The following is a 22,309-nucleotide window of genomic DNA, read 5'->3' on the forward strand; positions in this document are numbered from 1 at the left end:
TTGTTCGTCGCAATGCGGGCGGCAAAGCCGCCCTGCAAGAAGCGGCGCCACGCGGGCGCCCGCCAATTATACCAAGTCTTACGATGCTAACGCATCATGCCTTGAACAGGCTCAAACGCCGCACGGGCTGGTATTACAGGCCGCTGCCGGGAAGCCCGGCAGCGGCAGATTGCATCAGGCAGCTTCAGCAGCCAGGCGCTGGGCCTTCTCGATCGCTTCCTGCATGTTGCCGACCATGTAGAAGGCAGCTTCCGGCAGGTGATCGTACTCGCCTTCGACCAGGCCCTTGAAGCCCTTGATCGTGTCTTCGAGGGCGACGAGCTTGCCCGGCGAACCGGTGAAGACTTCGGCCACGAAGAACGGCTGGGACAGGAAGCGCTCGATCTTGCGGGCGCGGGCCACGGTCAGCTTGTCTTCTTCAGACAGCTCGTCCATGCCCAGGATCGCGATGATGTCCTGCAGGGCCTTGTAACGCTGCAGAGTCTGCTGCACCTGGCGAGCCACATTGTAGTGCTCATCGCCGATGATGCGGGCATCCAGCATGCGCGAGGTCGAGTCCAGCGGGTCCACGGCCGGGTAGATGCCCTTTTCGGCGATCGAGCGGTTAAGAACCGTCGTTGCGTCGAGGTGGGCGAAGGTCGAAGCCGGCGCCGGGTCGGTCAGATCGTCGGCGGGCACGTAAACGGCCTGCACCGAGGTGATCGAGCCCTTGGTGGTGGTGGTGATGCGTTCCTGCATGGTGCCCATGTCGGTCGCCAGCGTCGGCTGGTAACCCACGGCCGACGGGATACGGCCGAGCAGAGCGGACACTTCGGAACCGGCCTGGGTGAAGCGGAAGATGTTGTCCACGAAGAACAGCACGTCCTGGCCCTGGTCACGGAAATGCTCGGCGACGGTGAGACCGGTCAGAGCAACGCGTGCACGTGCCCCGGGGGGCTCGTTCATCTGGCCATAAACAAGTGCAGCCTTGGAGCCTTCGCCGCCGCCCTTCTTGTTCACGCCCGATTCGATCATTTCCCAGTAAAGGTCGTTGCCTTCACGGGTACGCTCACCCACGCCGGCGAACACGGAGTAACCGCCGTGCGCCTTTGCGACGTTGTTGATGAGTTCCATGATCAGAACGGTCTTGCCGACGCCGGCGCCGCCGAACAGGCCGATCTTGCCGCCCTTGGCGTAAGGAGCCAGCAGATCCACCACCTTGATGCCGGTGACCAGGATCTGGGCTTCGGTCGACTGCTCGACGAAGCTCGGAGCTTCCTGGTGGATGGCGCGCTTGGCGTCATGGGGGATCGGGCCGGCTTCGTCAACCGGCTCGCCGATCACGTTCATGATGCGGCCCAGGGTACCGGCGCCAACCGGTACAGCAATCGGCGCACCGGTGTCGGTGACCTTCTGGCCGCGCACGAGGCCTTCGGTGGAGTCCATCGCAATGGTGCGAACGGTGTTTTCGCCGAGATGCTGGGCAACTTCGAGCACCAGACGGGTGCCCTGGTTGTCCGCTTCCAGGCTGTTCAGAATCTGCGGCAGGTGGCCGTCGAACTTGACGTCGACCACGGCGCCGATGACCTGGGTGATCTGTCCGACTTTGTTGTCAGCCATCCCTCAATCCTCGATCCGGTCAGAGCGCTTCGGCGCCCGAGATGATTTCAATCAGTTCCTTGGTGATCTGAGCCTGACGCTGGCGGTTGTAGCGCAGTGTCAGTCTCTTGATCATGTCGCCTGCGTTGCGGGTCGCATTGTCCATGGCGGACATGCGGGCGCCCTGCTCGGAGGCGGCGTTCTCAAGGAGCGCACGGAAGATCTGCACCGACACGTTGCGGGGCAGAAGGTCGGTCAGAATAGCGGCCTCGTCGGGCTCGTACTCGTACACCAGCGACGCGCCATCGGCAGCCTTGGCCGTCTCCGGCAGCTTGGCCGGAATGAGCTGCTGCGCCGTCGGCACCTGGCTGATCACCGACTTGAATTCGGCAAAGAACAGGGTGCAGACGTCGAACTCGCCGGCCTCGAACATCTTGAAGACGACGTCCGAGATGTCAGTCGCGTTGGCATAGCCAACGGACTTCACGCCGCGCAGCTCGATGGTGCGGATGACGTACTTGCCAAGCTCGCGCTTGATGGCATCGAAGCCCTTCTTGCCGACGCAGAGGATTTTCACCTCCTTGCCCTGTGCAATGAGGCTCCGGGCCCGCTCGCGCGCCAGCTTGGCGATCGAGGAGTTGAAGCCGCCGCACAGGCCGCGTTCGGCGGTGGCGACGATCAGGAGATGTACCTGATCGCGCCCCGTTCCGGTCATCAGCTTCGGCGCATCATCGCGGCCTTCAAAGGCAGCGGCAATGTTGGCCAGCACCTGCTCCATGCGTTCCGCATAGGGCCGGGCCGCCTCCGCAGCGTCCTGGGCGCGACGCAGCTTCGCCGCGGCCACCATTTTCATGGCCTTGGTGATCTTCTGCGTCGCCTTGACCGAGGCGATACGGTTTCTTAGGTCCTTCAGGCTCGGCATGGCCGCCCCTGCTCCTTATCCCGACAGCGTTTCTGGTTTACGAGAAGCTCTTGGCGAAAGCTTCGATCGCGGCACGAAGGCGCGCGGTCAGCTCATCGTCGAGGGCCTTCTTCTGCCAGATGGCGTCGAGGAGGTCCGCATGCTCACCACGCAGGGAGAGCAGCAGGCCAGCCTCGAACTCGCGAACGCGGTCCACCGGGATCTTGTCCAGGTAGCCGTTCACGCCGGCGTAGATGACCGCAACCTGCTCCTGCGTCTTCAGCGGCGAGAACTGCGGCTGCTTCAGCAGTTCGACCAGACGGGCACCACGGTTCAGCAGGCGCTGGGTGGTGGCGTCGAGGTCGGAGCCGAACTGGGCAAAGGCCGCCATTTCGCGGTACTGAGCCAACTCGCCCTTGATCGGGCCTGCCACCTGCTTCATCGCCTTGATCTGGGCCGAGGAGCCGACGCGCGACACCGACAGACCCACGTTCACGGCCGGGCGGACGCCCTGGTAGAACAGGTCGGTTTCAAGGAAGATCTGACCGTCGGTGATCGAGATCACGTTGGTCGGAATGTAGGCCGACACGTCGTTTGCCTGGGTCTCGATGACCGGCAGAGCGGTGAGCGAACCGAGGCCGTTGTCCTCGTTCAGCTTGGCCGCACGCTCCAGCAGACGGGAGTGCAGGTAGAACACGTCGCCCGGGAAAGCTTCGCGCCCGGGCGGGCGGCGGAGCAGCAGGGACATCTGGCGGTAAGCCACGGCCTGCTTGGAAAGGTCGTCGTAACCGATCACGGCATGCATGCCGTTGTCGCGGAAGTATTCGCCCATGGCGCAGCCAGCGAACGGAGCCAGGAACTGCAGCGGGGCTGCATCCGAAGCGGTTGCGGCGACGACGATGGAGTAGGCGAGAGCACCGCTGTCTTCCAGGGTCTTCACGAACTGGGCGACGGTGGAGCGCTTCTGGCCGACTGCGACATAGATGCAGTACAGCTTGTTGCTCTCGTCCGAGCCTTCATGAAGCGGCTTCTGGTTGAGGAAGGTGTCGAGGATGATCGCGGTCTTGCCGGTCTGGCGGTCACCGATGACGAGCTCGCGCTGGCCGCGGCCGATCGGGATCAGGGCGTCAATCGCCTTGAGACCGGTGGACATGGGCTCGTGCACGGACTTGCGCGGCAGAATGCCGGGAGCCTTGACGTCGACGCGGCGCATTTCGGCAGCTTCGATCGGGCCCTTGCCGTCCAGCGGGTTGCCCAGCGGATCGACAACGCGGCCGAGCAGGCCCTTGCCGACCGGGACTTCCACGATGGCGCCGGTACGCTTGACAGTGTCGCCTTCCTTGATGTCGCGGTCGGAACCGAAAATCACGACACCGACGTTGTCGGTTTCAAGGTTGAGCGCCATGCCCCGGATACCGCCCGGGAACTCGACCATTTCACCGGCCTGGACGTTGTCCAGTCCGTAAACGCGCGCAATACCGTCACCGACGGAAAGCACTTGACCGACTTCGGACACTTCGGCTTCTTGGCCGAAACCCTTGATCTGGTCCTTGAGGATAGCGGAAATCTCCGCGGCCCGAATATCCATCAGCCGACCTCTTTCATTGCGAACTTGAGAGTATTGAGCTTGGTGCGCAGCGACGTGTCGATCATGCGGCTGCCGACCTTGACGACAAGGCCGCCAATGAGGGCAGGATCAACGCTCGCGGCGATCTTGACGGACTTGCCCGTGGAAGCAGAGAGCGCTTCCTTGAGGGCAGCGACATGCGCATCCGACAGGGGAGCAGCGGAAACGACTTCAGCAGTCGTCTCGCCACGCTTCTCGGCAAGAAGCGCCCGGAAGGCCTTGATCATGTCGGGAAGAACGAAGAGGCGGCGGTTCTTTGCAGCCAGCTTCACGAAATTCGCGGCAAGACCGGTGATACCGGCCTTGGCAAGCAGCGCGTCCAGAGCCGCAAGCTGCTCATCGGCGCTGAATACGGGGCTGCGCACCAGACGGACGAGATCCGCGCTTTCGGCAAGCATGCCTTCAAACGCATTGAGATCACGCTCGACGTCTGCGGTCACGCCGCCGTCCCCGGCAAGGTCCAGCAGGGCAGAAGCATAGCGCTTCGCGACGCCGGATACGAGAGATACGTTGTCAGTCACCAGGTCCGAGCTCTCTGACACATTTCTTGGCACCGGCAAGGGGAAACCCCGAGTCAATGCCTTGAAAATTATTGGTTTTTCAGGGTCATAAGGTTTGACGGCAGAACCGCACCCCCCAGAAGCCGCGCCTCGAATAACACAGCCCACCGAGGTGTGCAACTTTGCCAGTGGGCAGAAATGCTGCATTTTGGGCGGAATCTTGCCGCAACGCGCAACAGCGGTCACAAAAACTGCTGCGGGTCGATATCGATCTGCAGCCGCAACCCGCCGCGGGCGGGTGGAACAAGGCTCATCCAGTGCCGCAGATAGCTCTGAAGGTCCACCTGACGCGGCGCCATGGCGAGCAGGCGGAACCGGTGCCGGCCGCGCACCAGCGCCATCGCCGCCTCGGCCGGGCCCAGCACGGTGATGCCCTGATGCGGCGGGGCAGCGCGCAGCACGGCACGGGCAAAGCCTTCCGCCTGCGCCTTTTCCGGACCCGAGATGATCAGCGCCGCCAGCCGGCCGAACGGCGGCAGGCCAGTGACGCGGCGGGTCTCGATCTCGGCCTGGTAAAAGGCCTCGCGGTCGGCGGAAACCAGCGCTTTCAGCACCGGATGATCGGGCGAATAGCTTTGCAGCAACCCGCGCCCGCCGCCGGTCATCCGTCCGGCACGCCCCGTCACCTGCGCCAGAAGCTGGAAGGTGCGCTCGGCCGCGCGCGGGTCGCCATGGGCAAGGCCCAGGTCCGCATCGACCACGCCGACAAGCCGCATCAGCGGAAAGTTGTGGCCCTTGGCGACGAGCTGCGTGCCGATGATGATGTCGGCACCGCCCTCCTCGACGATCTTCATCTCCCGCCGCAGCCGCTCCGGGCCGCCGCTGATATCCGACGAAAGGATGAGGGTGCGGGCCTGCGGAAAAAGCCCTTCCACCTCTTCGGCGATTCTCTCCACGCCGGGGCCGCAGGCGACCAGGGCATCCTGCGTGCCGCAGGCGGGGCAGGCGCGGGGCACGGGTTCCTGATGGCCGCAGTGGTGGCACACCAGCTTGCCCTTCATCCGGTGCTCCACCAGCCAGGCGCTGCAATGGCTGCACTGGAACCGGTGGCCGCAGGAACGGCAGAGCGTCAGCGGCGCATAGCCGCGCCGGTTTAGGAACAGGAGCGACTGGTGTTTTTCGGCAAAGGTCTGGCGGATGGCCTCGATCATGGCAGGCGCCAGCCAGCGGCCGCGCTCCGGCCCTTCGGTGCGCATGTCGATGAGCCCCAGCTCCGGCAGGGCGGCGCCCGTGGCGCGCTCCGGCAGAACATGGCGCACGTAGCGGCCCGTATCCGCATTCACCCGGCTCTCGACCGACGGCGTGGCTGAGGCCAGCACCACAGGAAAGCGCGCCAGATGCCCGCGCACCACGGACATGTCGCGGGCGTTGTAGGACACCCGGTCATCCTGCTTGAAGGCGGTGTCGTGCTCTTCGTCGACGACAATGAGCCCCAGCTTGGCAAAGGGCAGGAACAGCGCCGAGCGCGCGCCCACCACCACGGGGATCTCGCCCTTCGCCACCCCGCGCCAGACGCGGGCGCGTTTCTTCGGCGTGATTTCCGAATGCCACTCAGCAGGCGGCACGCCGAAGCGCTGCTCGAAGCGGCGCAGGAATTGTTCCGTCAGGCCGATTTCCGGCACCAGAATCACCGCCTGCCGTCCGCGCCTTATGGCTTCTGCCACGGCCTCGAAATAGACCTCCGTCTTGCCCGAGCCCGTGACGCCATCGATGAGCGATACCACGCCGCCTTTCTCGAAGCTCTCCACCAGTGCGGATGACACGGCACTCTGGGCAGGTGTCAGCTGCGGCGGGGCAAAGGCCGGATCCGGCGGCAGGGGCAGGGGGCTGGCGGTCATCGCCACGGTTTCCAGAACGCCCTGCTGCAACAGCCCGTCGATGACCGAGGCGCTGACACCGGCCGTCGAGGCAAGGCCGGCTTTCGTCCAGGCCATGCCGTCTTCCATCAGCGCCAGCACCTTGGCGCGGGCAGGCGTTGCCCGGTCCGGCGCGGCGTCCTCGACGCGGATGACGCCGGAAACGGGCGCCTCCGGCTCCAGCGCATCTTCCGAACGCAGCACCATGCGGGTCACCATGCCCGGCGCGGCCAGCGTCCAGTTGGCGACCCAGTCGATGAAGCGGCGCAGTTCATCGCCCAGCGGCGGGGCGTCATAGACATGGGTGATGGACTTGAGCTTGCGCGGATCGATGCCCGCCTCCGGCTCCACATCCCAGACGACACCCACCACCTCGCGCGGGCCCAGCGGCACACGCACGATGGCACCGGGCCGCACGCTCATCTCCGCCGGCACCTTGTAGGTATAGGGCGCAGGCACGGCGACCGGCACCAGCACGCTGACGATGGTTTCATGGTTGCGGGGCAGATCGTCAAACAGCATGGGTCCTCGCTTCGCGGAGGCTCATGCGTCCTGCGCCAGAAAACCGGGTCAAATGCTGAGGTGCGTACCGCAATCGCTTGTCACATTCCGAATCGGGGGTGTTGCTCGGCGCAATCCTACGCTAAAGAGGCAGGGACGGGACAGACGCGCGGCACCTCCATCGCACGCGTCTCAACTCATGCCTGATTGCCCCAGAGGGCAAGCCGGGCGCAAGGGGAGTGGATACTCGCATGAAATTCTTTGTCGATACCGCAGACACCGCCGAGATTGCCGAGCTGGAATCCACCGGCCTGCTCGATGGCGTCACCACCAATCCGTCGCTCGTGATGAAGGCCGGCCGCCCGATGAAGGAGGTCATTGCCGAGATCTGCAAGATCACCAAGGGCCCCGTGTCCGCCGAAGTGGCCGCGACCGACTATGAAGGCATGATGCGCGAGGCCAAGGTGCTGGCCGCCATTGCTGACAATGTCGTCATCAAGCTGCCGCTGACCATGGATGGCCTCAAGGCCTGCAAGGCGCTGACCTCTGCCGGCCACAAGACCAACGTCACCCTGTGCTTCTCCGCCACGCAGGCGCTGCTGGCTGCCAAGGCCGGTGCCACCTACATCTCGCCCTTCATCGGCCGTCTCGATGACATCAACATCGACGGCATGGAGCTGATCCGCGAGATCCGGGTGATCTACGACAACTACGGCTTCCAGACCGAAATCCTGGCCGCGTCGATCCGCACCATCAACCACGTCAAGGATTGCGCCATCGCCGGCGCCGATGTTGCCACCATTCCCCCGGCAACGCTGAAGGCACTGGTCAAGCATCCGCTGACCGACAAGGGCCTCGAAACCTTCCTGGCCGACTGGGCCAAGACCGGCCAGTCGATCGCCTGATTGACCGGTTCACCGGGTTTCGAAGATGCACGGCGCCCCCAGCGGGCGCCGTTTGCTTTTTGGCGGGCTATTCCGCGTCGGGCTGATTCTGCGGGGCGGCGGCGATGAAGGCGGGGAGGTCCATGGCGGCGGCGTGGATGCGGGAGATCACCGGATAGGGGCTCATGTCCACGCCGAAGCGGCCGTTGTTGGCCACCTGCGCCACAAGGCAGAGATCGGCCATGGTCACTGCGTCGCCGTGGCAGAAGCGGCCGGTTTCCGGGCTCTGCGCCAGCAGCATCTCCAGCGGAGCGAAGGTCTCGGCCACCCATGTGCGGAACCAGTCCGCGACGGCCGCGTCATCGGCGCCGAAGCGGCTGCGCAGGGCGTTGAGGATGCGCAGGTTGTTCACCGGGTGGATGTCGCAGGCAATCATCTGCGACAGCATCCGCACCCGCGCCCGGCCCCTGGCATTCTCCGGCAGCAGCCGCGGCTCCGGCACCATCTCGTCCAGAAACTCGATGATGGCCAGCGACTGGCTCAGCACCGTGCCGTCGCTCCACTCCAGCGTGGGCACCAGGCCTTGCGGGTTGACGGCAAGATATCCGGGCTCCCGGTGCTTGCCGAGGCGCAGGTGATGAAACACCGGCTCATAGGCAATGCCCTTCATCGCCAGCGCAATGCGCACCCGGTAGGACGTGGAACTGCGGAAATAGGTGTGAAGGACAACGCGGCCCATAAGCCCCTCCCAAGGCGGACTGGAAATGCAATTGATTGCAAATGCAACTATATGCCGTCAAGCGGGGAAGGGGAATTCAAGGGGGACACGAACGGACAGCCGCGCGCTTCCCTCAGACGTGCACCAACCCCCTCCCCACGAGGGCTACCGGATTCACACATCGTGCTTGAAGCCGGAGACGGCTTGGGGAAAGCCCGCAGTCTGGTCATTCCGGCACGGCGTTTCAGCCCCCCTCCCCCTCGTGGGGAGGGGTTAGGGGTGGGGGGAAGGCCTTTCCGGCTGGTAGAGTATCCATTGATTACAGATAGATTCCCCTCGTAATGCCTCTTCAGGAAAATATCTGTCTTTCATATAGTTGCGGGCTCAGATCCCCCCACCCCTTACCCCTCCCCACCAGGGGGAGGGGAGCGGCGAGGTCCTGCCACAGATCAGATGCATCACTGCGGCCGATGTCCGCAACGGATGTGTGCATGCCGTAGCTCAAGGAAGGAGAGGTCGGCAAAAGGAGGGGGCCTTTCGGCCCCTCACAGCCCGTCGAACCAGGCCTTCCACTGCGGGGTGGCGCGGGCGAAGGTGCCGCGGTGGGTGGTGTCGCCGGTGGAGACGGCTTCCACAGCCGGGTTTCCGGCGCCGATGGCCTGCTGATAGGTCATGGCCATGCGGCCGACGCCCACGGAGATGGCTTCGTCCGTTTCGCCGTAATAGTTGCGCACCGGGGTCTTGTAGATCCAGCGGAAGACCTCGTTCTGCGCCGCAAGGCGGCCAAAGGCGGAGGCGGCGAAGAACTGGGTGTCGAAATATTCCGGCTTCAGCAGCTTGTGCAGGTCACCCGGGATCGTGGACGGATCAATGGGCTCGCGCAGATAGGCCTTCTGCGCCACGTCATAATATTCCTCCGCGATCATCGAGCGGGCAAGGCCGGGCAGGCCGTAGTAGTGCTCGTAGGAGAAGGACGACAGGATGAACAGGCTGTTGACCCAATCCGCATCGAACTTGCGCGGGAAATTCAGGAAGCCGTTGAGCGCGGCGAAAATGTCGATGGGCGCGCTGGCGGTGGCGGCGGCCGTGACGGGCACACCGGCCTGTTCCAGCTTCTGCACCATGGCCATGGTGACATAGCCGCCCTGCGACCAGCCGGCGAGGAACAGCTTGCTGTCCTCCAGCTTCATGGCAGTGAGCACGGACCGGCTGGCGGTGAGCATGTCATAGGTGGCCTGCTGGTGGCTGGCCTTGACCATGTAGCCTTCCGTCTCGGGCGAATCGCCGAGGCCGAAATAGTCCGCACCGATGAGCAGATAACCCTGCCCGGCGAACTGCGCGATCATCAGCTGGGTTTCCGGCGACTGATCCGGATAGGACGGCACCTGCTGCTTCAGGTAGACCGTGCCGTGCTGGTAGGACACGACGGGGAAGCTGCTGCCGTCCACGTCTGGAACGGCGAGCAGGCCGGTGGCGGTGGTCGGCTTGTTGCCGCGCTCCGGGATCACGGACGGATAGGTGACGCGGTAGAGCTTCACCGCATTGCGGGCCGGGGTGTAGGTCTCGGTAATGCCGGCAAAGGCAGGCGTATCCTTGGTCAGGATTTCGTTCAGCTTGTCCACGTCCCAGCGGTCGAGATATTCGTAGGTCACGCCCTGTTCGACGGAGACAGGGCCGTTATCTGCGGCGTAAGCTGCGGGCGCCACGGCGAAAATGGCGGCGCAGAAGCTGGCGGCGGCCAGCAGATGACGGAAAATCGAAAGCTGCCCTTGCACGGAAGGTCCCCTTCATGGCTGCGGCGCACCCCGCGCCGGATGCCGTGTTTTACCGCAAGGGAAGCGAAAAAAGCGTTAGGACCTCAAACCCTTGATGTCAGGCGTGCTCCATCACCAGCAGCAGCACCGTTCCGGGCTCAAGGGCTTCGTAGAGATGGGCCGTATCGCCGGGATAGGTGTAGTAATCGCCGGGTGAGAGGTCTTCGGTTTCCGTCTCCGGGCCGACGCGGGCGCGGCCGGATGCGACCAGCACATGTTCCGTCGAACCGGCAATATGGGCCGGAGAGCGCCGCGCGCGTCCGGGTTCAAGGTCCATGCGGTAAATGTCCCGCCTCGCGCCGGTGCTGCCGGTGGACAGAAGCGTTGCGCGGACGGCGGCTTCTTCCGAAAAGGTGTAAGGGCCTTCGCCCGCCCGCACCAGACGGGTGCTGCGCTCCGGCCGGTCGACAAGGCGGCTGAAGGGAATGTTGAGCGCGACCGCCAGCATCCACAGCGTCTCGATGCCCGGATTGCCGTTGCCCGCCTCCAACTGGGACAGGGTGGACTTGGAAAGGCCCGCCCGCCGCGCCAACTCGCTGAGGCTCAGTCCCGCCTTCTCGCGCTCGGTCTTGAGTGCGATGGAAATCCATTGCCGGAGGGCTTCGGCGGTGTCTGACATGCGGGGCCTTTGTGCCTGGTTTGGTGTTTTTAAGTCGAACGAATGTTCGACTTGACGAACGATGTGGCTTTGTCCATTTTATCGCACATGCGGACGATATTTCAAACACTCACGCGCCGGGACTGGATGGACGTGCTGCTGGTCTGCGGCGCCACCACCATTGCCGGTGTTTCCTTCGGGGCCATAGCCACGGGCGGCGGATTGCCGTTCTGGGTGCCGCTGGCCATGTCCACCATCGTCTTTGCCGGGGCCTCGCAGTTCGCTGCCGTTGGCGTGGTGCTCGCGGGCGGCGGGCCGGTGGCTGCGGTTCTGGCCGGGCTGGTGCTCAACGCCCGGCATCTGCCCTTCGGCTTTTCGGTGGCAGGCCTGCTGCGCGGCGGGCTCTTGCAGAAACTGCTCGGATCGCACCTTCTGACCGACGAGGCGCTGGCCTTTTCGCTGAAGGACAGCAACCCGGAGCGCGCTCGTGCGCTTTACTGGGCCTGCGCCATCGGTCTCTACATCCTGTGGAACGTGGGGACATTCGCCGGGGCGTTGCTCGGTCAGGCGGTGGGCGATGCTTCGGCGCTGGGCCTTGATGCGGCCTTCCCGGCGGTGCTGCTGGCACTGGTGCTGCCGGCGCTGAAGGATGCCCGGCTGCGGCTTGCTGCGGGTCTGGGGGCGGCCATCGCCTTCGTGCTGACACCGGTGCTGCCCGCAGGTGTCCCGGTGCTGGCCGCACTCAGCGGGCTGGTGGTTTTCATCGTCTGGCCGCGTACTGTCCCGCCAGAGGGAGATCCTGCACATGACTGAGAACCTGATGCCGATGGCCGCCATTCTGGCGCTGGCGGCTGGCACCTTCGCCTTCCGCGCCACCGGTCCCCTGCTGCATGGGCGGCTGGTCCTGTCGGGGCGCATGCAGCAGCTGTTTCAGGCTGCGGCTGTCGTGATTCTGGTGTCGCTGATGGCCAGTTCCGCCCTGCTGGACGGGGCTGCCTTTGCGGGCTGGGCGAGACCTGCAGGCGTTGCCGCCGGTCTTGGGTTCTATCTGCTGCGGGCGCCGTTTCCCGTCATCGTCATTGGCGCGGCTGCCGTGACGGCGGCGCTCAGGGCCTCCGGCATCGCCTGAGGCTTGATACCAAGGCTTTCGATGCTGACGCATCACGCCTTGAAATTGCTCATGCGCCGCACGGGCTTGACCAACCCTCAATGAGGCAAGCTCATCGAGGGTTGGTATGAGCCGCTTATCCGAAGAAATAGAGACCGGCAAAGCCGGCAAGGCCGACGCCAATGCGCCACCAGGCGAAAGGCGCAAAGCCGTGGCGCGAGACGAAGTCCAGCAGCCTGCGCACCACAAATACGGCCGCCACGAAGGACGTGACAAAGCCGATGGCGATGATCGTGGCGTCGTCCATGGAGAGAACATCGCGGTTCTTGTAGAGGTCATAGGCAAAGGCGCCTGCCATGGTCGGCATGGCCAGGAAGAACGAGAATTCCGCTGCAGAGCGCTTGTCCGTACCCATCAGCAGGGAACCGGCGATGGTCGAGCCGGAGCGCGACACGCCCGGAACCATGGCAAGGCACTGGACGAAGCCGATGGCAAGGCACAGGTGCAGGGGGAAATCCATGGCGTTGTGATAGCGCGGCTTCAGCGGCAGCCGGTCGATCACCAGCAGTGCAACACCGCCCAGCAGCAGGGTGGTGCAGATCAGGGCCGGTGATTCAAACAGCACCGACTTGATGAAGCCATGCGCCAGCACGCCGATGACGGCTGCCGGCAGGAAGGCAAGCAGGATGCCCGCGACAAAGCGCTGGGCGCGCCGGTCGTTCGGCAGGGCGGTGGCGATGGACCACAGGCGGCCGAAATAGACGCTGAGGATGGCGAGGATCGCGCCGAGCTGGATCAGCACCTCGAAGGTCTTGCCCGTGCTCTCAAAGCCGAGGAAGTGGCCGAGCAGCAGGATGTGGCCGGTGGAGGAGACCGGAATGAACTCGGTCAGACCCTCGACAATGCCCAGAATGAAGGCGCTGATGATCGTATCGCTTGTCATCGGAAATGAACTCCTGAAAAGACCTGTTGAGAGGCTATTGAATCCCGCTGCGGGGCATGATCTATGCGGGCGCGCTGGCTCGCGGGAAAAGAGGGCGGCAGCAACAGGATGCTAACCATATCCTACTAGAGTTGTGGCGGGCGCTTGGGGGGCACCCGGCGCTGAAGGTCCAAATCACTGAATGCTCACGCTTTATCATCATCCGTTCTCGCCGTCTTCCCGTTTTGTGCGTCTCATCCTCGGGGAGTACGGCGCAAATTACGAGATGCACACCATCAACCCCTGGGAACGGCGCCGGGAATTCCTGATGCTCAATCCGGCCGGAACCGTGCCGGTTCTGATCGAGAACGGCGGCACGCCGGTCTGCGGTCCCTATGCCATCATGGAATATCTCGATGAAACGCGCGGCTATGCGATGGGCGACCGGCGGCTGATGCCGGACCATCCGGAGCTGCGGGCAGAAACCCGCCGTCTGGTGGAATGGGGCCTGCGCAAGTTCGATGATGAGGTGGCCGGCCATTTCGTGCGCGAGCGCATCTACAAGCAGGACATGCCCCGCTCTGTCGGCGGCGGCGAGCCTGATTCGGCCATTCTGCGCGTGGCGCGCGCCAATATTCACCATCACATGCGTTATTTCGGCTATCTTGCGGCCTCGCGCAAATGGCTGGGCGGCGACCGGCTGAGCTTTGCGGATTTCGCGCTCGCCGCCGAACTGTCCTGCGCCGATTATCTGGGCGAAGTGCCATGGGACACCGAGGAGAACGTCAAGGCCTGGTATGCGCGGGTGAAATCGCGCCCGAGCTTCCGTCCGCTCCTGAGCGAAAAGATGCTCGGCATGCCGCCGTCGATGACCTACGCGGATCTGGACTTCTGACGCAGAGCCGCAACAGCCCAGCCGTGCCTTCAAACCCGGTGCTTTCGGCAAAGGCTCTGGACCGCCTTTGCCGCCAGCTCAGGGACAAGGCCGCCCAGCTGGGCTTCGATGATCTCGCCATCACCCGGCCCGATGCCATTCCGCTAGCGCCGCAGCGGCTGGCGCAGTTTCTCGCCGATGGCCATCACGGCTCCATGGGCTGGATGGAGGAAACGGCGGACCGGCGCGCCAGCCCCGGTGTGCTGTGGCCGGACGTGCGCTCGGTCATCATGCTGGCCATGAATTATGGCCCTGCCGGGGATGCGCTGGAGAACCTTGCCCATCCGGACCGGGGCAATATTTCCGTCTACGCCCGCCACCGGGATTATCACGATGTCATCAAGGGCAAGCTGAAAGAGCTGGCGAGCTTTCTTGTCTCGCGTGCGGGCGGCGGTGATGTGAAGGTCTTCGTCGATACGGCGCCGGTGATGGAAAAGCCGCTGGCACAGGCTGCAGGCCTTGGCTGGCAGGGCAAGCACACCAATCTGGTGTCACGGCGGCTCGGCTCCTGGTTCTTTCTCGCCAGCATCTTCACCACGCTGGATCTTGCTGCCGCAGAGCCGGAGCGCGACCATTGCGGCTCCTGCCGGGCCTGCCTGTCCGCCTGTCCGACAGACGCCTTCCCGCAGCCCTACCGGCTCGATGCCCGCCGCTGCATTTCCTATCTGACCATCGAGCACGCCGGACCGATTCCGGACGAGTTCCGCGTGGCCATGGGCAACCGCATCTATGGCTGTGACGATTGCCTTGCCGCCTGCCCCTGGAACAAGTTTGCCGTGGAAGCCCGCGAAGCCAAGCTGCAGGCGCGGGAGGATCTGGAGGCGCCGTCACTGGCCACGCTCTTGAGGCTGGATGATCCGGCCTTCCGCCAGCTTTTTTCCGGCTCGCCGGTGAAGCGCATCGGCCGGGACCGCTTCATCCGCAACTGCCTGATCGCGGCAGGAAACAGCGCCGATGCCGGTCATGTGCCACAGGCCGTGGCGCTGCTGGACGATGATGCGGCTGTCGTGCGCGGTGCCGCCGTCTGGGCCCTGTCCCGCCTGCTTGCGCCGGAAGCCTTTGCAGCATTGGCAGAGGACCGGCTCACCCAGGAAACAGACGCAGATGTGCGCCGCGAATGGCAGGCCGCAAAAGCCAGGGCGGCATCAGAGACAAGGTAAAGCCGGAGCCGTGCCACACACCGGGCGTCGTCCCGGACGCAGCGGAGCGAAGATCCGGGATCCACTCGTTTGCAGAGCGGTGAGGTTGAAGCGCGGCGCAGACACTTGCTCCGGGCGGGAGCCTGCCGCAAGACTGTGGAAACAAGCATCTCTCTGCGAACGAGTAGGCCCCGGCTCGCGCTGCGCTTGGCCGGGGTGACTCAGTGCCTGTTACAAGGCGCAGTGCCTCGTGGTGGGGCTATCCGCAAAGGCCAAGGCGGCATCAGAGACGAGGTAAAGCCGGAGCGGTGCCGCAGGCCCGGACATCATGAATGCGCCCTGGAGCAGGATCAAAGCCCCGGCACAAGCCTTGCGAAGGCCTCAACCACCTGCTGATAGACATGCCGCTTGAAGGGGACGATCAACTCCGGAAGCCTTGCAGCCTCCTCCCAGCGCCAGCCGTCAAACTCCTGCGAATGGCCCTTGGGCGGGGTGAGGATGTCGATCTCGCTGTCCTCGCCTTCAAAGCGCAGGGCATACCATTTCTGCGCCTGTCCCCGGTATCTGCCATGCCGGGTGCTGGCGAGCACTTCGGGCGGATAGTCGTAGGTGAACCAGCCGGGGGCTTCGGCAATCAGCGATGCGGAGCGGACGGAGGTTTCCTCATAGAGCTCGCGGAAGGCTGCGGTCAGCGGATCTTCACCCGCATCGATGCCGCCTTGCGGCATCTGCCAGGCGTATTCTTCCTCGATCTTGCGCCCCTTGTGGGCGGCCTTGGGATCGAACCGGTGACCGGCCCAGACACGGCCTTCCCGGTTGACAAGCATGATGCCCACACAGGGGCGGTAGGGCAGCTGGCCGGGTGCACCCGCACCCGGAAAATCATGCAAGGCCTTGCTCACGTCTTACTCCACATCCCGTCAGCCAGGTCAGACTATCACAAAACCGCAGGCTGCCATCCGCTGAAATACGGGCGGCCTCTCCGGTATCAGCCTTGCGGTGCTCTGTCGATGGTGGCGCTGACGGGAACCAGCTGCAGGCCGCGCCGTTCCAGATCCGCAGCCCATTCCTGCAGCGTCTTGATGGTAACGGGCAGGGCCGTGCCCGATGCAACGGCAACGCCGCGGGCCCGCGCCAGAGCCTCCAGCTGCAGAAGCTGGCCGTTGATATCTTCTGCCCGCGGGACGGCATCCAGCACAACATCGACCCGGCTGAAGGGTGTGCGGGCCGCAGAGGCGGCCGCCGGTGCGACCGTGCGGGAGGACGATCCGTCATCCACATACATCAGGCCCCGCTGGGTGACCTGTTCCAGCAGCAGCTGCATGGAAGGCTCGGCTGCGGTGAAACGGCCGCCTTGCGTGTTGATTACACCGGCATAGTTGGTGGTCCGCGACAGAAGCCAGCTCAGCCGGTCAAGAAACTCGGGGCTGCGCAGGCTCACCAGCAGCGTGTGCGGGCCGGGATCATTGTCCGGATAATCGAACGGCTCCAGCGGCAGCTGCATCAAAAGCTCATGGCCTGCCGCCCGCGCCTGTTTCATCCAGCGGTCGGGTGTGGCGGCATAGGGCGCGATGGCCAGCGTGACTTCCGGCGGCAGGCTCTTCAGCGCATTCTGGCTGCCTGCTTCCGACAGGCCGATCCCGCCGATGACAACGGCAATGCGTGGTGCGGACAGAAGATCACCTGACAGCGGCCTTGCATAAAGATCCAGCGGCCGGATGCCATCACCGCCAACCTTGGGCAAATAGCCATATTCGACACGCTCTGTGACCCGCTGATCGGGCGTCACCGACAGGCCTTCGCCGATGCGGCTGGGCTGGTTGGCCTCATCGTCAAAGCGGGGCCCCAGGGTGGCGTGCTGCTTGCCTGCCCGGCCATCTTCGTCGGAACTGAGATCCTGCTGCACGCTCAAGGCTGCGATGTCACGGGCGGCCAGGCCCTCGACCGTGCGTTCCAGCGGCACCACGGCGGTGGGCTCACCGCCGAGCGGATCATCGACGACGCCCATCCACAGCAGGCCGGTGGTGATGACCACCGTCATCAGTCCCATACCGATCAGGCCGAACGGCAAACGGATCAGTTTCCGCTTGCCCATGCCCAAAGGCGCTGTGAGGTCCTTCGCCGCCATGACGCTCCAAATATCCTTGCGCCGCCTTCCGGGTGACGGAACGCGGCGCCTGCCTGCTGGTTCAGATGCTGCTCAACTCCGGCAGGCCTACAAGCGACGAAGGGCCTGCCGGAGAGTGATTTTGCGGACGTCTCCGGTCAGTTCGGAACAGCTGCCTTCTGCTGGTCAGCCGACGGCGGGAAGGCGCTGTTGGCCTGCACGCCGCGCAGAAGATCCAGTGCAAGGTTCAGCTGCTTGTCGTCCTTCGGGTCGGCCGGCACATAAGCCTGGCTGCCGGATTCTTCCTTCTGCTCGGCGTCTTCCTGATTGCCGGCCGAAAGATGCCCGCGCAGGCCTGCCTCGCCGGTGGTTTCAGCGCGGCCCTGCATGTCTTCCGGCAGGTCCTGCAGGGCAATGATATCCGGCTGGATGCCCTTGGCCTGGATCGAGGTGCCCGACGGGGTGTAGTAGCGTGCCGTGGTCAGCCGGATCGCCCCATTGGCGCCCAGAGGAATGATGGTCTGCACGGAGCCCTTGCCGAAGGACCGGCTGCCCAGAACGGTTGCGCGGCGGTGGTCCTGCAGGGCGCCAGCCACGATTTCCGAGGCTGAGGCCGAACCGCCGTTCACCAGCACGATGACCGGCTTGCCGCGGGTCAGATCACCGGCGCGGGCGTTGTAGCGCTGGGTCTCCTCGGCGTTGCGGCCGCGCGTCGAGACGATCTCGCCCCGGTCAAGGAAGGCGTCGGAGACGGCAATCGCCTGATCCAGCAGACCGCCCGGGTTGTTGCGCAGGTCGAGCACATAGCCCTTCAGCTTGTCGCCACCGATCTTGGTGGAGATTTCGTCGATGGCCTTCTGCAGCCCGTCATAGGTCTGCTCGTTGAACTGGGTGACGCGGATATAGCCGACGTCGCCTTCTTCACGCCAGCGGACGGAGCGGATGCGGATGGTGTCGCGGGTCAGGGTCACGTCAAAGGGGTCGGCACGGCCGTCCCGGCGGATGGTGACCTTGATCTGGGTCTTGACCGGGCCGCGCATCTTCTCGACCGCCTGGTTCAGGGTCAGGCCCTGCACCTGCTCGCCATCGATCTGCACGATGAAATCGCCGGCCATGAGGCCTGCCTTGGCGGCCGGGGTGTCATCGATCGGCGAGACGACCTTGACGAGGCCGTCTTCCATCGTCACCTCGATGCCAAGGCCGCCGAACTCGCCGCGGGTCTGCACCTGCATGTCGCGGAAAGCCTTCGGTGGCATGTAGCTGGAATGCGGATCCAGCGAGGTCAGCATGCCGTTGATGGCAGATTCGATCAGCTCAGCGTCATCCGGCACCTCGACATAGTCCGAGCGGACACGCTCGAACACGTCACCAAACAGGTTCAGCTGGCGGTAGGTATCCGAAGCTGCTGCGTTGGCTGCGCCGCTCAGACGAATGGGCAGGTTTGAAAAGGTTGTGACCGCCACAGCGCCGATCAGTGCGCCGGTGAACAGCAGAGAAGCTTTCCGTATCATCCGCGAGCCTTTTCTTCCTCTGTGCTGGCCCACCAGGGGGTGGGGTCAATCGCACTGCCATCTTTTCTGAATTCAACATATAGGACCGGGCTGGTCGATCCCAAGCCATAGGTCGAAGCACTCGCCCATTGGGTGGAGCCCATCACACCGACGGGCTCTCCGGCAAGAACAAACTGCCCCAGTTCGACATCAATCCTGTCCATTCCGGCAAGCAGCACATGATAACCGTCGCCGGCGTTCAGGATCAAGAGTTGGCCGAAAGACCGGAAGGGGCCGGAATAGACCACCCAGCCGTCGCCGGGGGCGGTCACCTGCGCGCCCGGACGGGTGGAGAAGGTCTGGCCTTCCGTCTGCCCGCCATAGTCGTCGCTCTGGCCGTAGTCCTTCAGCATGCCGCCTGCAACTGGCCGTGCCAGCAGGCCTTTTGTCTCTGCAAAGGCGACCGCCGGGCTGAGCCGGCCCGGATCGGGCGGCGCCGTGCGGGAGGGTGCGCGGCCGCTCTGGCGCAGGGCCGTAGCAGCCGCTGCCGCCTCCGCAGCCTTGCGGGCGCTCTCGATTTCCGTCTCCAGCGAGGCGATCAATTCCTTGAGAGATCCAGCCTGCGCTGCAAGGTCCTCTGCCTTCTGCCGCTCTGCGGCCAGTTCCCCGGCCGATCTTTCCCGCTCCTGCCGCTTGGCGGCCATCAGCAGTTCCAGACGTGATTTTTCCTCTGCAAGCCGTGTGGCATCGGCCCGCAGCTTGTCCTTCTCGGCCACAATACCGGACTTGAGGCGGTTCAGTTCCTCAAGATCGGAGGCAAGCGCTTCTGCCTCGATGCGCAGGCCCGGCATCACCGCGTTCAGCAGGATGGCGCTGCGCACCGCTGACAGGGCGTCGCTCGGCTGCACCACCAGCGCAGGCGGCGGACGCCGCCCGATCCGCTGCAGCGAAGCGAGGATTTCGGCCAGCGTGTCCCGGCGCTGCCATAGTGAGGCGCGCACGGTGTCTTCATTGGCCGTCAGCCGCTCCAGCCGGCGTTCGGTATCGGCAATGTTGCCTTCCAGTCCCTTGATCCGTCCGGCCGTGCTCAGGATCGAATTGGTCAGGGATTCGCTATCCCGGTCGAGCGAGGCAATTTCCTGCTCGATTTCCTGCTGGCGCCCGGAGGACAGCTCGATGTCCCGCGACAGGGCCGCCAGTTCCGCTTCGCGCTCCAGCTTGCGCTTCAGCACCTCTGCCGCATGGCCGGACACGCCGGCCTCCACGGCCGGGACAGCCTGAGCCGCGGCGGGCTGCGGAAGAGCCGAAATGAGCGCAAGCAGACCCGCCAGCGCCAGAGGGCGCCGCGACTGCAAAGCTCTGCTGCTTCCCGCCATTCGCAAGGGCTGCACCACGATCGTCCTGTCAGATGTGCCGAGGCACCTGTCTCGGCATACCCTCCGCCCGGAGAGTGATTCCACCGGGACAGCCAGATATGTGAGGCGAGGATGCGGCCTTGTCATTAACGAAGCGTTTACCGTCCCGTTCGCTCCACAGCAGAGAAACTAGAGCGCAAATGCGGCGGGATCCGGGCCGGAAAAGCTGGTGCAGATGATCATTTTGTCATCTTGCGTGAAGCTGACCGCAGATCTTGCCCATGCCAGGGCGCTGGGATGCCAGCGCATCACGCCTTGGCCTTGCTCAGACACCGCACGGGCTTGCCATCAAACTCTGTGATAGGGGTGGCCGGACTGGATCGTCAGCGCCCGGTAGACCTGTTCTGCCACCAGAATGCGCACGATCTGATGCGGCCAGGTCATGGCGCCGAAGGCAAGCTTCAGGTCCGCACGGGCCAGAAGATCGGGGCCGTGGCCGTCCGCGCCGCCGATGGCCAGCACGATTTCCGGGCAGCCTTCGTCCATCCAGCCGCGCAGAACCTCTGCAAAGGCCGGGCTCGCCATGGTCTTGCCGGTTTCATCGAGGGCAATCAGCCTTGCGCGCGGATGCAGGCCCGAGAGCAGAACCTGCGCCTCTTCCGCCTTGCGGTCCTCGGAGCGCTGGGCACGGCTTTCCACTGTCTCGGTGACATCGACCGCAGTCACGCCAAGGGCCCGGCCGGTCTTGCGGGCACGGTCGAGATAACGGTCCAGCAGCTCGCGCTCCGGACCGGATTTCATGCGGCCGACAGCCGCTATGACATAGCGCATGAATTACGTTCCCCCGGCGTTTGCTGCCGGGAGCTCCAAGGGCCGTCAGGCCAGATGCCTTTTGCGCATCTGGCCGGGCCAGCTTTGGCCTTACTGCACGTCGTTCGCGTCGGCGGACCACATCTTCTCAAGATTGTAGAAGCCGCGGACTTCCGGACGGAAGACGTGGACAATCACGTCACCGGCGTCGATCAGCACCCAGTCACAATGGGTCTGGCCTTCGATACGGGCATTGCCGAAGCCCAATTCCTTGATGTCGCGCAGCAGGTGGTCGGCGATGGCGCCCACATGCCGGTGCGAACGCCCGGAGGCGATCACCATGAAATCGGCCAGCGAGCTTTTGCCCGCGATGTCGAGGGAAACGATCTCTTCCGCTTTCGAAGCGTCGAGACTGGAGAGGATCGCGTCGATCAGATTGCCTTTGGGAGCTACATCCAAAGACGGCTGAGTGGGAGAGGACACGTGTGCCTCTCCGGAGTGCAAGGTCATGCTCAGGTGTTTCGCCTTTCGCCACAGGTTGGATAGGGATGCCCGGGCATCCCCGTTTCGCACCACAAGGACGGCAGAGTTTCAGACCCTGGATCTGCCATCTGCCCCAAGAATAGTGCTTCATATCTGTCATTTTCAAGACACAAGCCGTGTCAGTGTTAATTCTTTGCCGTCTCAGGCTCGGGCGCCGGGATGCAGAGGTTCAGGCCCTGCTTGTGTCCGGATGCCGCAAGTGCCTGTATTCAGAGCCCTTCCTTCTGTCTGGCGCGCAGGACTGTCGAGGAGACCGGGTCCAGCGGCGCATGCAGGAAAACCCAGTGCGGCGGCTTCATGGACAGCGCCAGCGGCGCATCCACTTCGGCCAGCCGGTAGCGGGCAAAGGCTCTTGCTGCGGGAGCAAAGAGAGGTGACAGGGACGCGCCGGGCCGGTTGACCACGGCGACGGTGACCTGATTGAGAATTCCCCGCCAGTCCTGCCAGCGGTGGAAGCTGGCGAGATTGTCCGCCCCCATGATCCAGGCGAAGGCAAGATCCGGCCGCAGGCCCTTCAGCCGTGCCAGCGTCTCAGCCGTATAGGCCGTGCGCAGCCGCGCTTCAATGGCCGTCACCTTCATGCGCGGATGGCGCGCAAGGGCGGCGGCCTGTTCCAGCCGCTGGCTCAGGGGCGCAAGGTCCGCATGATCCTTCAGCGGATTTCCGGGTGTCACCAGCCACCACACCTGATCCAGCTTCAGCCGGTTCAGCGCCGTTTCCGCCACGAGGCGGTGCCCCGAATGGGCCGGATTGAACGAGCCGCCGAAAAGGCCGATCCGGTTTCCCGGTTCCGCATGCGGCAGTCTGGTCCAGCGGGGATCGGCCTCGAACCGGCCGGTGGCGGATGATGTCACGTCATGGGTC

Annotated in this window: 21 protein-coding genes; 5 read left to right on the forward strand and 16 right to left on the reverse strand. The window is 64.4% G+C overall.

The genetic code is table 11. The annotated features are described in order from the left end of the window. Window positions 1-174: 174 nt before the first annotated feature. From atpD to IF10I1_RS20725, 5 genes are all read right to left on the reverse strand, one after another. On the reverse strand, window positions 175-1,599 hold the full coding sequence (gene atpD, locus IF10I1_RS20705; protein WP_050473350.1) for a F0F1 ATP synthase subunit beta: 1,425 nt from the start codon (window positions 1,597-1,599) through the stop codon (window positions 175-177). A 19-nt stretch (window positions 1,600-1,618) separates the two neighbouring features. Then, entirely contained in the window at window positions 1,619-2,500 is an 882-nt protein-coding gene (locus IF10I1_RS20710) for a F0F1 ATP synthase subunit gamma (RefSeq protein WP_058898322.1), read from the reverse strand. A gap of 37 nt (window positions 2,501-2,537) precedes the next feature. Continuing rightward, entirely contained in the window at window positions 2,538-4,067 is a 1,530-nt protein-coding gene (gene atpA / locus IF10I1_RS20715) for a F0F1 ATP synthase subunit alpha (protein ID WP_050473348.1), read from the reverse strand. Beyond that, a complete protein-coding gene (locus IF10I1_RS20720) occupies window positions 4,067-4,627 on the reverse strand; it encodes a F0F1 ATP synthase subunit delta (RefSeq protein ID WP_050473643.1) in 561 nt (186 codons plus the stop codon). Before IF10I1_RS20720 ends, atpA begins: the two co-directional genes overlap by 1 nt. Before the next feature lie 221 nt (window positions 4,628-4,848). Continuing rightward, window positions 4,849-7,044, reverse strand: coding sequence for a primosomal protein N' (locus tag IF10I1_RS20725; protein ID WP_186391606.1), 2,196 nt, complete (start codon window positions 7,042-7,044; stop codon window positions 4,849-4,851). Window positions 7,045-7,274: 230 nt separating this feature from the next. Here IF10I1_RS20725 and fsa point away from each other — a divergent pair, with 230 nt between their 5' ends. Continuing rightward, window positions 7,275-7,928, forward strand: coding sequence for a fructose-6-phosphate aldolase (gene fsa, locus IF10I1_RS20730; protein WP_050473346.1), 654 nt, complete (start codon window positions 7,275-7,277; stop codon window positions 7,926-7,928). Between the two features lie 67 nt (window positions 7,929-7,995). On the opposite strand, the gene maiA is transcribed toward fsa, so the two are convergent. The 3 genes from maiA to IF10I1_RS20745 form a co-directional block, all read right to left on the reverse strand. Further along, entirely contained in the window at window positions 7,996-8,646 is a 651-nt protein-coding gene (gene maiA, locus IF10I1_RS20735) for a maleylacetoacetate isomerase (protein ID WP_186391607.1), read from the reverse strand. A 524-nt stretch (window positions 8,647-9,170) separates the two neighbouring features. Then, on the reverse strand, window positions 9,171-10,400 hold the full coding sequence (locus IF10I1_RS20740; protein WP_186391608.1) for a S9 family peptidase: 1,230 nt from the start codon (window positions 10,398-10,400) through the stop codon (window positions 9,171-9,173). 97 nt (window positions 10,401-10,497) lie between these two features. Beyond that, window positions 10,498-11,058 (reverse strand): helix-turn-helix domain-containing protein, encoded by a 561-nt coding sequence (locus IF10I1_RS20745; RefSeq protein ID WP_094462800.1) that lies wholly within the window; start codon window positions 11,056-11,058, stop codon window positions 10,498-10,500. Between the two features lie 42 nt (window positions 11,059-11,100). On the opposite strand from IF10I1_RS20745, the gene IF10I1_RS20750 reads away from it, so the two are divergent. Both IF10I1_RS20750 and IF10I1_RS20755 read left to right on the forward strand, forming a co-directional pair. Continuing rightward, entirely contained in the window at window positions 11,101-11,850 is a 750-nt protein-coding gene (locus IF10I1_RS20750; RefSeq protein WP_208977101.1) for an AzlC family ABC transporter permease, read from the forward strand. After that, on the forward strand, window positions 11,843-12,166 hold the full coding sequence (locus IF10I1_RS20755; protein WP_186391609.1) for an AzlD domain-containing protein: 324 nt from the start codon (window positions 11,843-11,845) through the stop codon (window positions 12,164-12,166). Before IF10I1_RS20750 ends, IF10I1_RS20755 begins: the two co-directional genes overlap by 8 nt. Window positions 12,167-12,281: 115 nt before the next feature. On the opposite strand, the gene IF10I1_RS20760 is transcribed toward IF10I1_RS20755, so the two are convergent. Then, window positions 12,282-13,088 (reverse strand): undecaprenyl-diphosphate phosphatase, encoded by an 807-nt coding sequence (locus IF10I1_RS20760; protein WP_050473342.1) that lies wholly within the window; start codon window positions 13,086-13,088, stop codon window positions 12,282-12,284. Window positions 13,089-13,269: 181 nt separating this feature from the next. Here IF10I1_RS20760 and IF10I1_RS20765 point away from each other — a divergent pair, with 181 nt between their 5' ends. Together IF10I1_RS20765 and queG are read left to right on the forward strand one after the other, a co-directional pair. Continuing rightward, a complete protein-coding gene (locus tag IF10I1_RS20765; protein WP_019963659.1) occupies window positions 13,270-13,962 on the forward strand; it encodes a glutathione S-transferase family protein in 693 nt (230 codons plus the stop codon). A gap of 23 nt (window positions 13,963-13,985) precedes the next feature. Beyond that, window positions 13,986-15,161, forward strand: a complete 1,176-nt coding sequence (gene queG, locus IF10I1_RS20770; protein WP_244284586.1) for a tRNA epoxyqueuosine(34) reductase QueG — start codon at window positions 13,986-13,988, stop codon at window positions 15,159-15,161. 329 nt (window positions 15,162-15,490) lie between these two features. On the opposite strand, the gene IF10I1_RS20775 is transcribed toward queG, so the two are convergent. From IF10I1_RS20775 to IF10I1_RS20805, 7 genes are all read right to left on the reverse strand, one after another. Then, window positions 15,491-16,042 (reverse strand): RNA pyrophosphohydrolase, encoded by a 552-nt coding sequence (locus IF10I1_RS20775; RefSeq protein ID WP_058898331.1) that lies wholly within the window; start codon window positions 16,040-16,042, stop codon window positions 15,491-15,493. Window positions 16,043-16,128: 86 nt separating this feature from the next. Then, window positions 16,129-17,268 carry a divergent polysaccharide deacetylase family protein gene (locus tag IF10I1_RS20780; RefSeq protein WP_082205973.1) on the reverse strand — a complete coding sequence of 380 codons (1,140 nt, stop codon included), beginning with the start codon at window positions 17,266-17,268 and terminating at the stop codon, window positions 16,129-16,131. A gap of 137 nt (window positions 17,269-17,405) precedes the next feature. Continuing rightward, window positions 17,406-18,758, reverse strand: a complete 1,353-nt coding sequence (locus IF10I1_RS20785; RefSeq protein WP_186391610.1) for a S41 family peptidase — start codon at window positions 18,756-18,758, stop codon at window positions 17,406-17,408. After that, window positions 18,755-20,059, reverse strand: coding sequence for a peptidoglycan DD-metalloendopeptidase family protein (locus IF10I1_RS20790; protein ID WP_082676130.1), 1,305 nt, complete (start codon window positions 20,057-20,059; stop codon window positions 18,755-18,757). Before IF10I1_RS20790 ends, IF10I1_RS20785 begins: the two co-directional genes overlap by 4 nt. Window positions 20,060-20,440: 381 nt before the next feature. Beyond that, complete coding sequence (gene rlmH, locus IF10I1_RS20795; RefSeq protein WP_019963653.1) at window positions 20,441-20,923, reverse strand: 23S rRNA (pseudouridine(1915)-N(3))-methyltransferase RlmH; 483 nt, start codon at window positions 20,921-20,923, stop codon at window positions 20,441-20,443. A 90-nt stretch (window positions 20,924-21,013) separates the two neighbouring features. Next, complete coding sequence (rsfS, locus tag IF10I1_RS20800) at window positions 21,014-21,412, reverse strand: ribosome silencing factor (RefSeq protein WP_081625965.1); 399 nt, start codon at window positions 21,410-21,412, stop codon at window positions 21,014-21,016. Window positions 21,413-21,654: 242 nt separating this feature from the next. Further along, entirely contained in the window at window positions 21,655-22,299 is a 645-nt protein-coding gene (locus IF10I1_RS20805) for a nicotinate-nucleotide adenylyltransferase (protein WP_186391611.1), read from the reverse strand. Between the last annotated feature and the right edge of the window lie 10 nt (window positions 22,300-22,309).

This window comes from Pannonibacter sp. I15F10I1 (genome assembly GCF_900185665.1).
In the GTDB taxonomy this organism is placed as follows: domain Bacteria; phylum Pseudomonadota; class Alphaproteobacteria; order Rhizobiales; family Stappiaceae; genus Pannonibacter; species Pannonibacter indicus.

Coding starts and splice junctions, on each gene's coding strand:
- IF10I1_RS20785 (WP_186391610.1), bottom strand. CDS start 18,758: ATGATACGGAAAGCTTCTCTGCTGTTCACCGGCGCACTGATCGGCGCT.
- IF10I1_RS20765 (WP_019963659.1), top strand. CDS start 13,270: ATGCTCACGCTTTATCATCATCCGTTCTCGCCGTCTTCCCGTTTTGTG.
- atpA (WP_050473348.1), bottom strand. CDS start 4,067: ATGGATATTCGGGCCGCGGAGATTTCCGCTATCCTCAAGGACCAGATC.
- IF10I1_RS20780 (WP_082205973.1), bottom strand. CDS start 17,268: ATGGCGGCGAAGGACCTCACAGCGCCTTTGGGCATGGGCAAGCGGAAA.
- rlmH (WP_019963653.1), bottom strand. CDS start 20,923: ATGCGCTATGTCATAGCGGCTGTCGGCCGCATGAAATCCGGTCCGGAG.
- fsa (WP_050473346.1), top strand. CDS start 7,275: ATGAAATTCTTTGTCGATACCGCAGACACCGCCGAGATTGCCGAGCTG.
- IF10I1_RS20725 (WP_186391606.1), bottom strand. CDS start 7,044: ATGCTGTTTGACGATCTGCCCCGCAACCATGAAACCATCGTCAGCGTG.
- atpD (WP_050473350.1), bottom strand. CDS start 1,599: ATGGCTGACAACAAAGTCGGACAGATCACCCAGGTCATCGGCGCCGTG.
- IF10I1_RS20745 (WP_094462800.1), bottom strand. CDS start 11,058: ATGTCAGACACCGCCGAAGCCCTCCGGCAATGGATTTCCATCGCACTC.
- IF10I1_RS20750 (WP_208977101.1), top strand. CDS start 11,101: ATGTTCGACTTGACGAACGATGTGGCTTTGTCCATTTTATCGCACATG.
- IF10I1_RS20755 (WP_186391609.1), top strand. CDS start 11,843: ATGACTGAGAACCTGATGCCGATGGCCGCCATTCTGGCGCTGGCGGCT.
- rsfS (WP_081625965.1), bottom strand. CDS start 21,412: ATGACCTTGCACTCCGGAGAGGCACACGTGTCCTCTCCCACTCAGCCG.
- maiA (WP_186391607.1), bottom strand. CDS start 8,646: ATGGGCCGCGTTGTCCTTCACACCTATTTCCGCAGTTCCACGTCCTAC.
- IF10I1_RS20710 (WP_058898322.1), bottom strand. CDS start 2,500: ATGCCGAGCCTGAAGGACCTAAGAAACCGTATCGCCTCGGTCAAGGCG.
- IF10I1_RS20760 (WP_050473342.1), bottom strand. CDS start 13,088: ATGACAAGCGATACGATCATCAGCGCCTTCATTCTGGGCATTGTCGAG.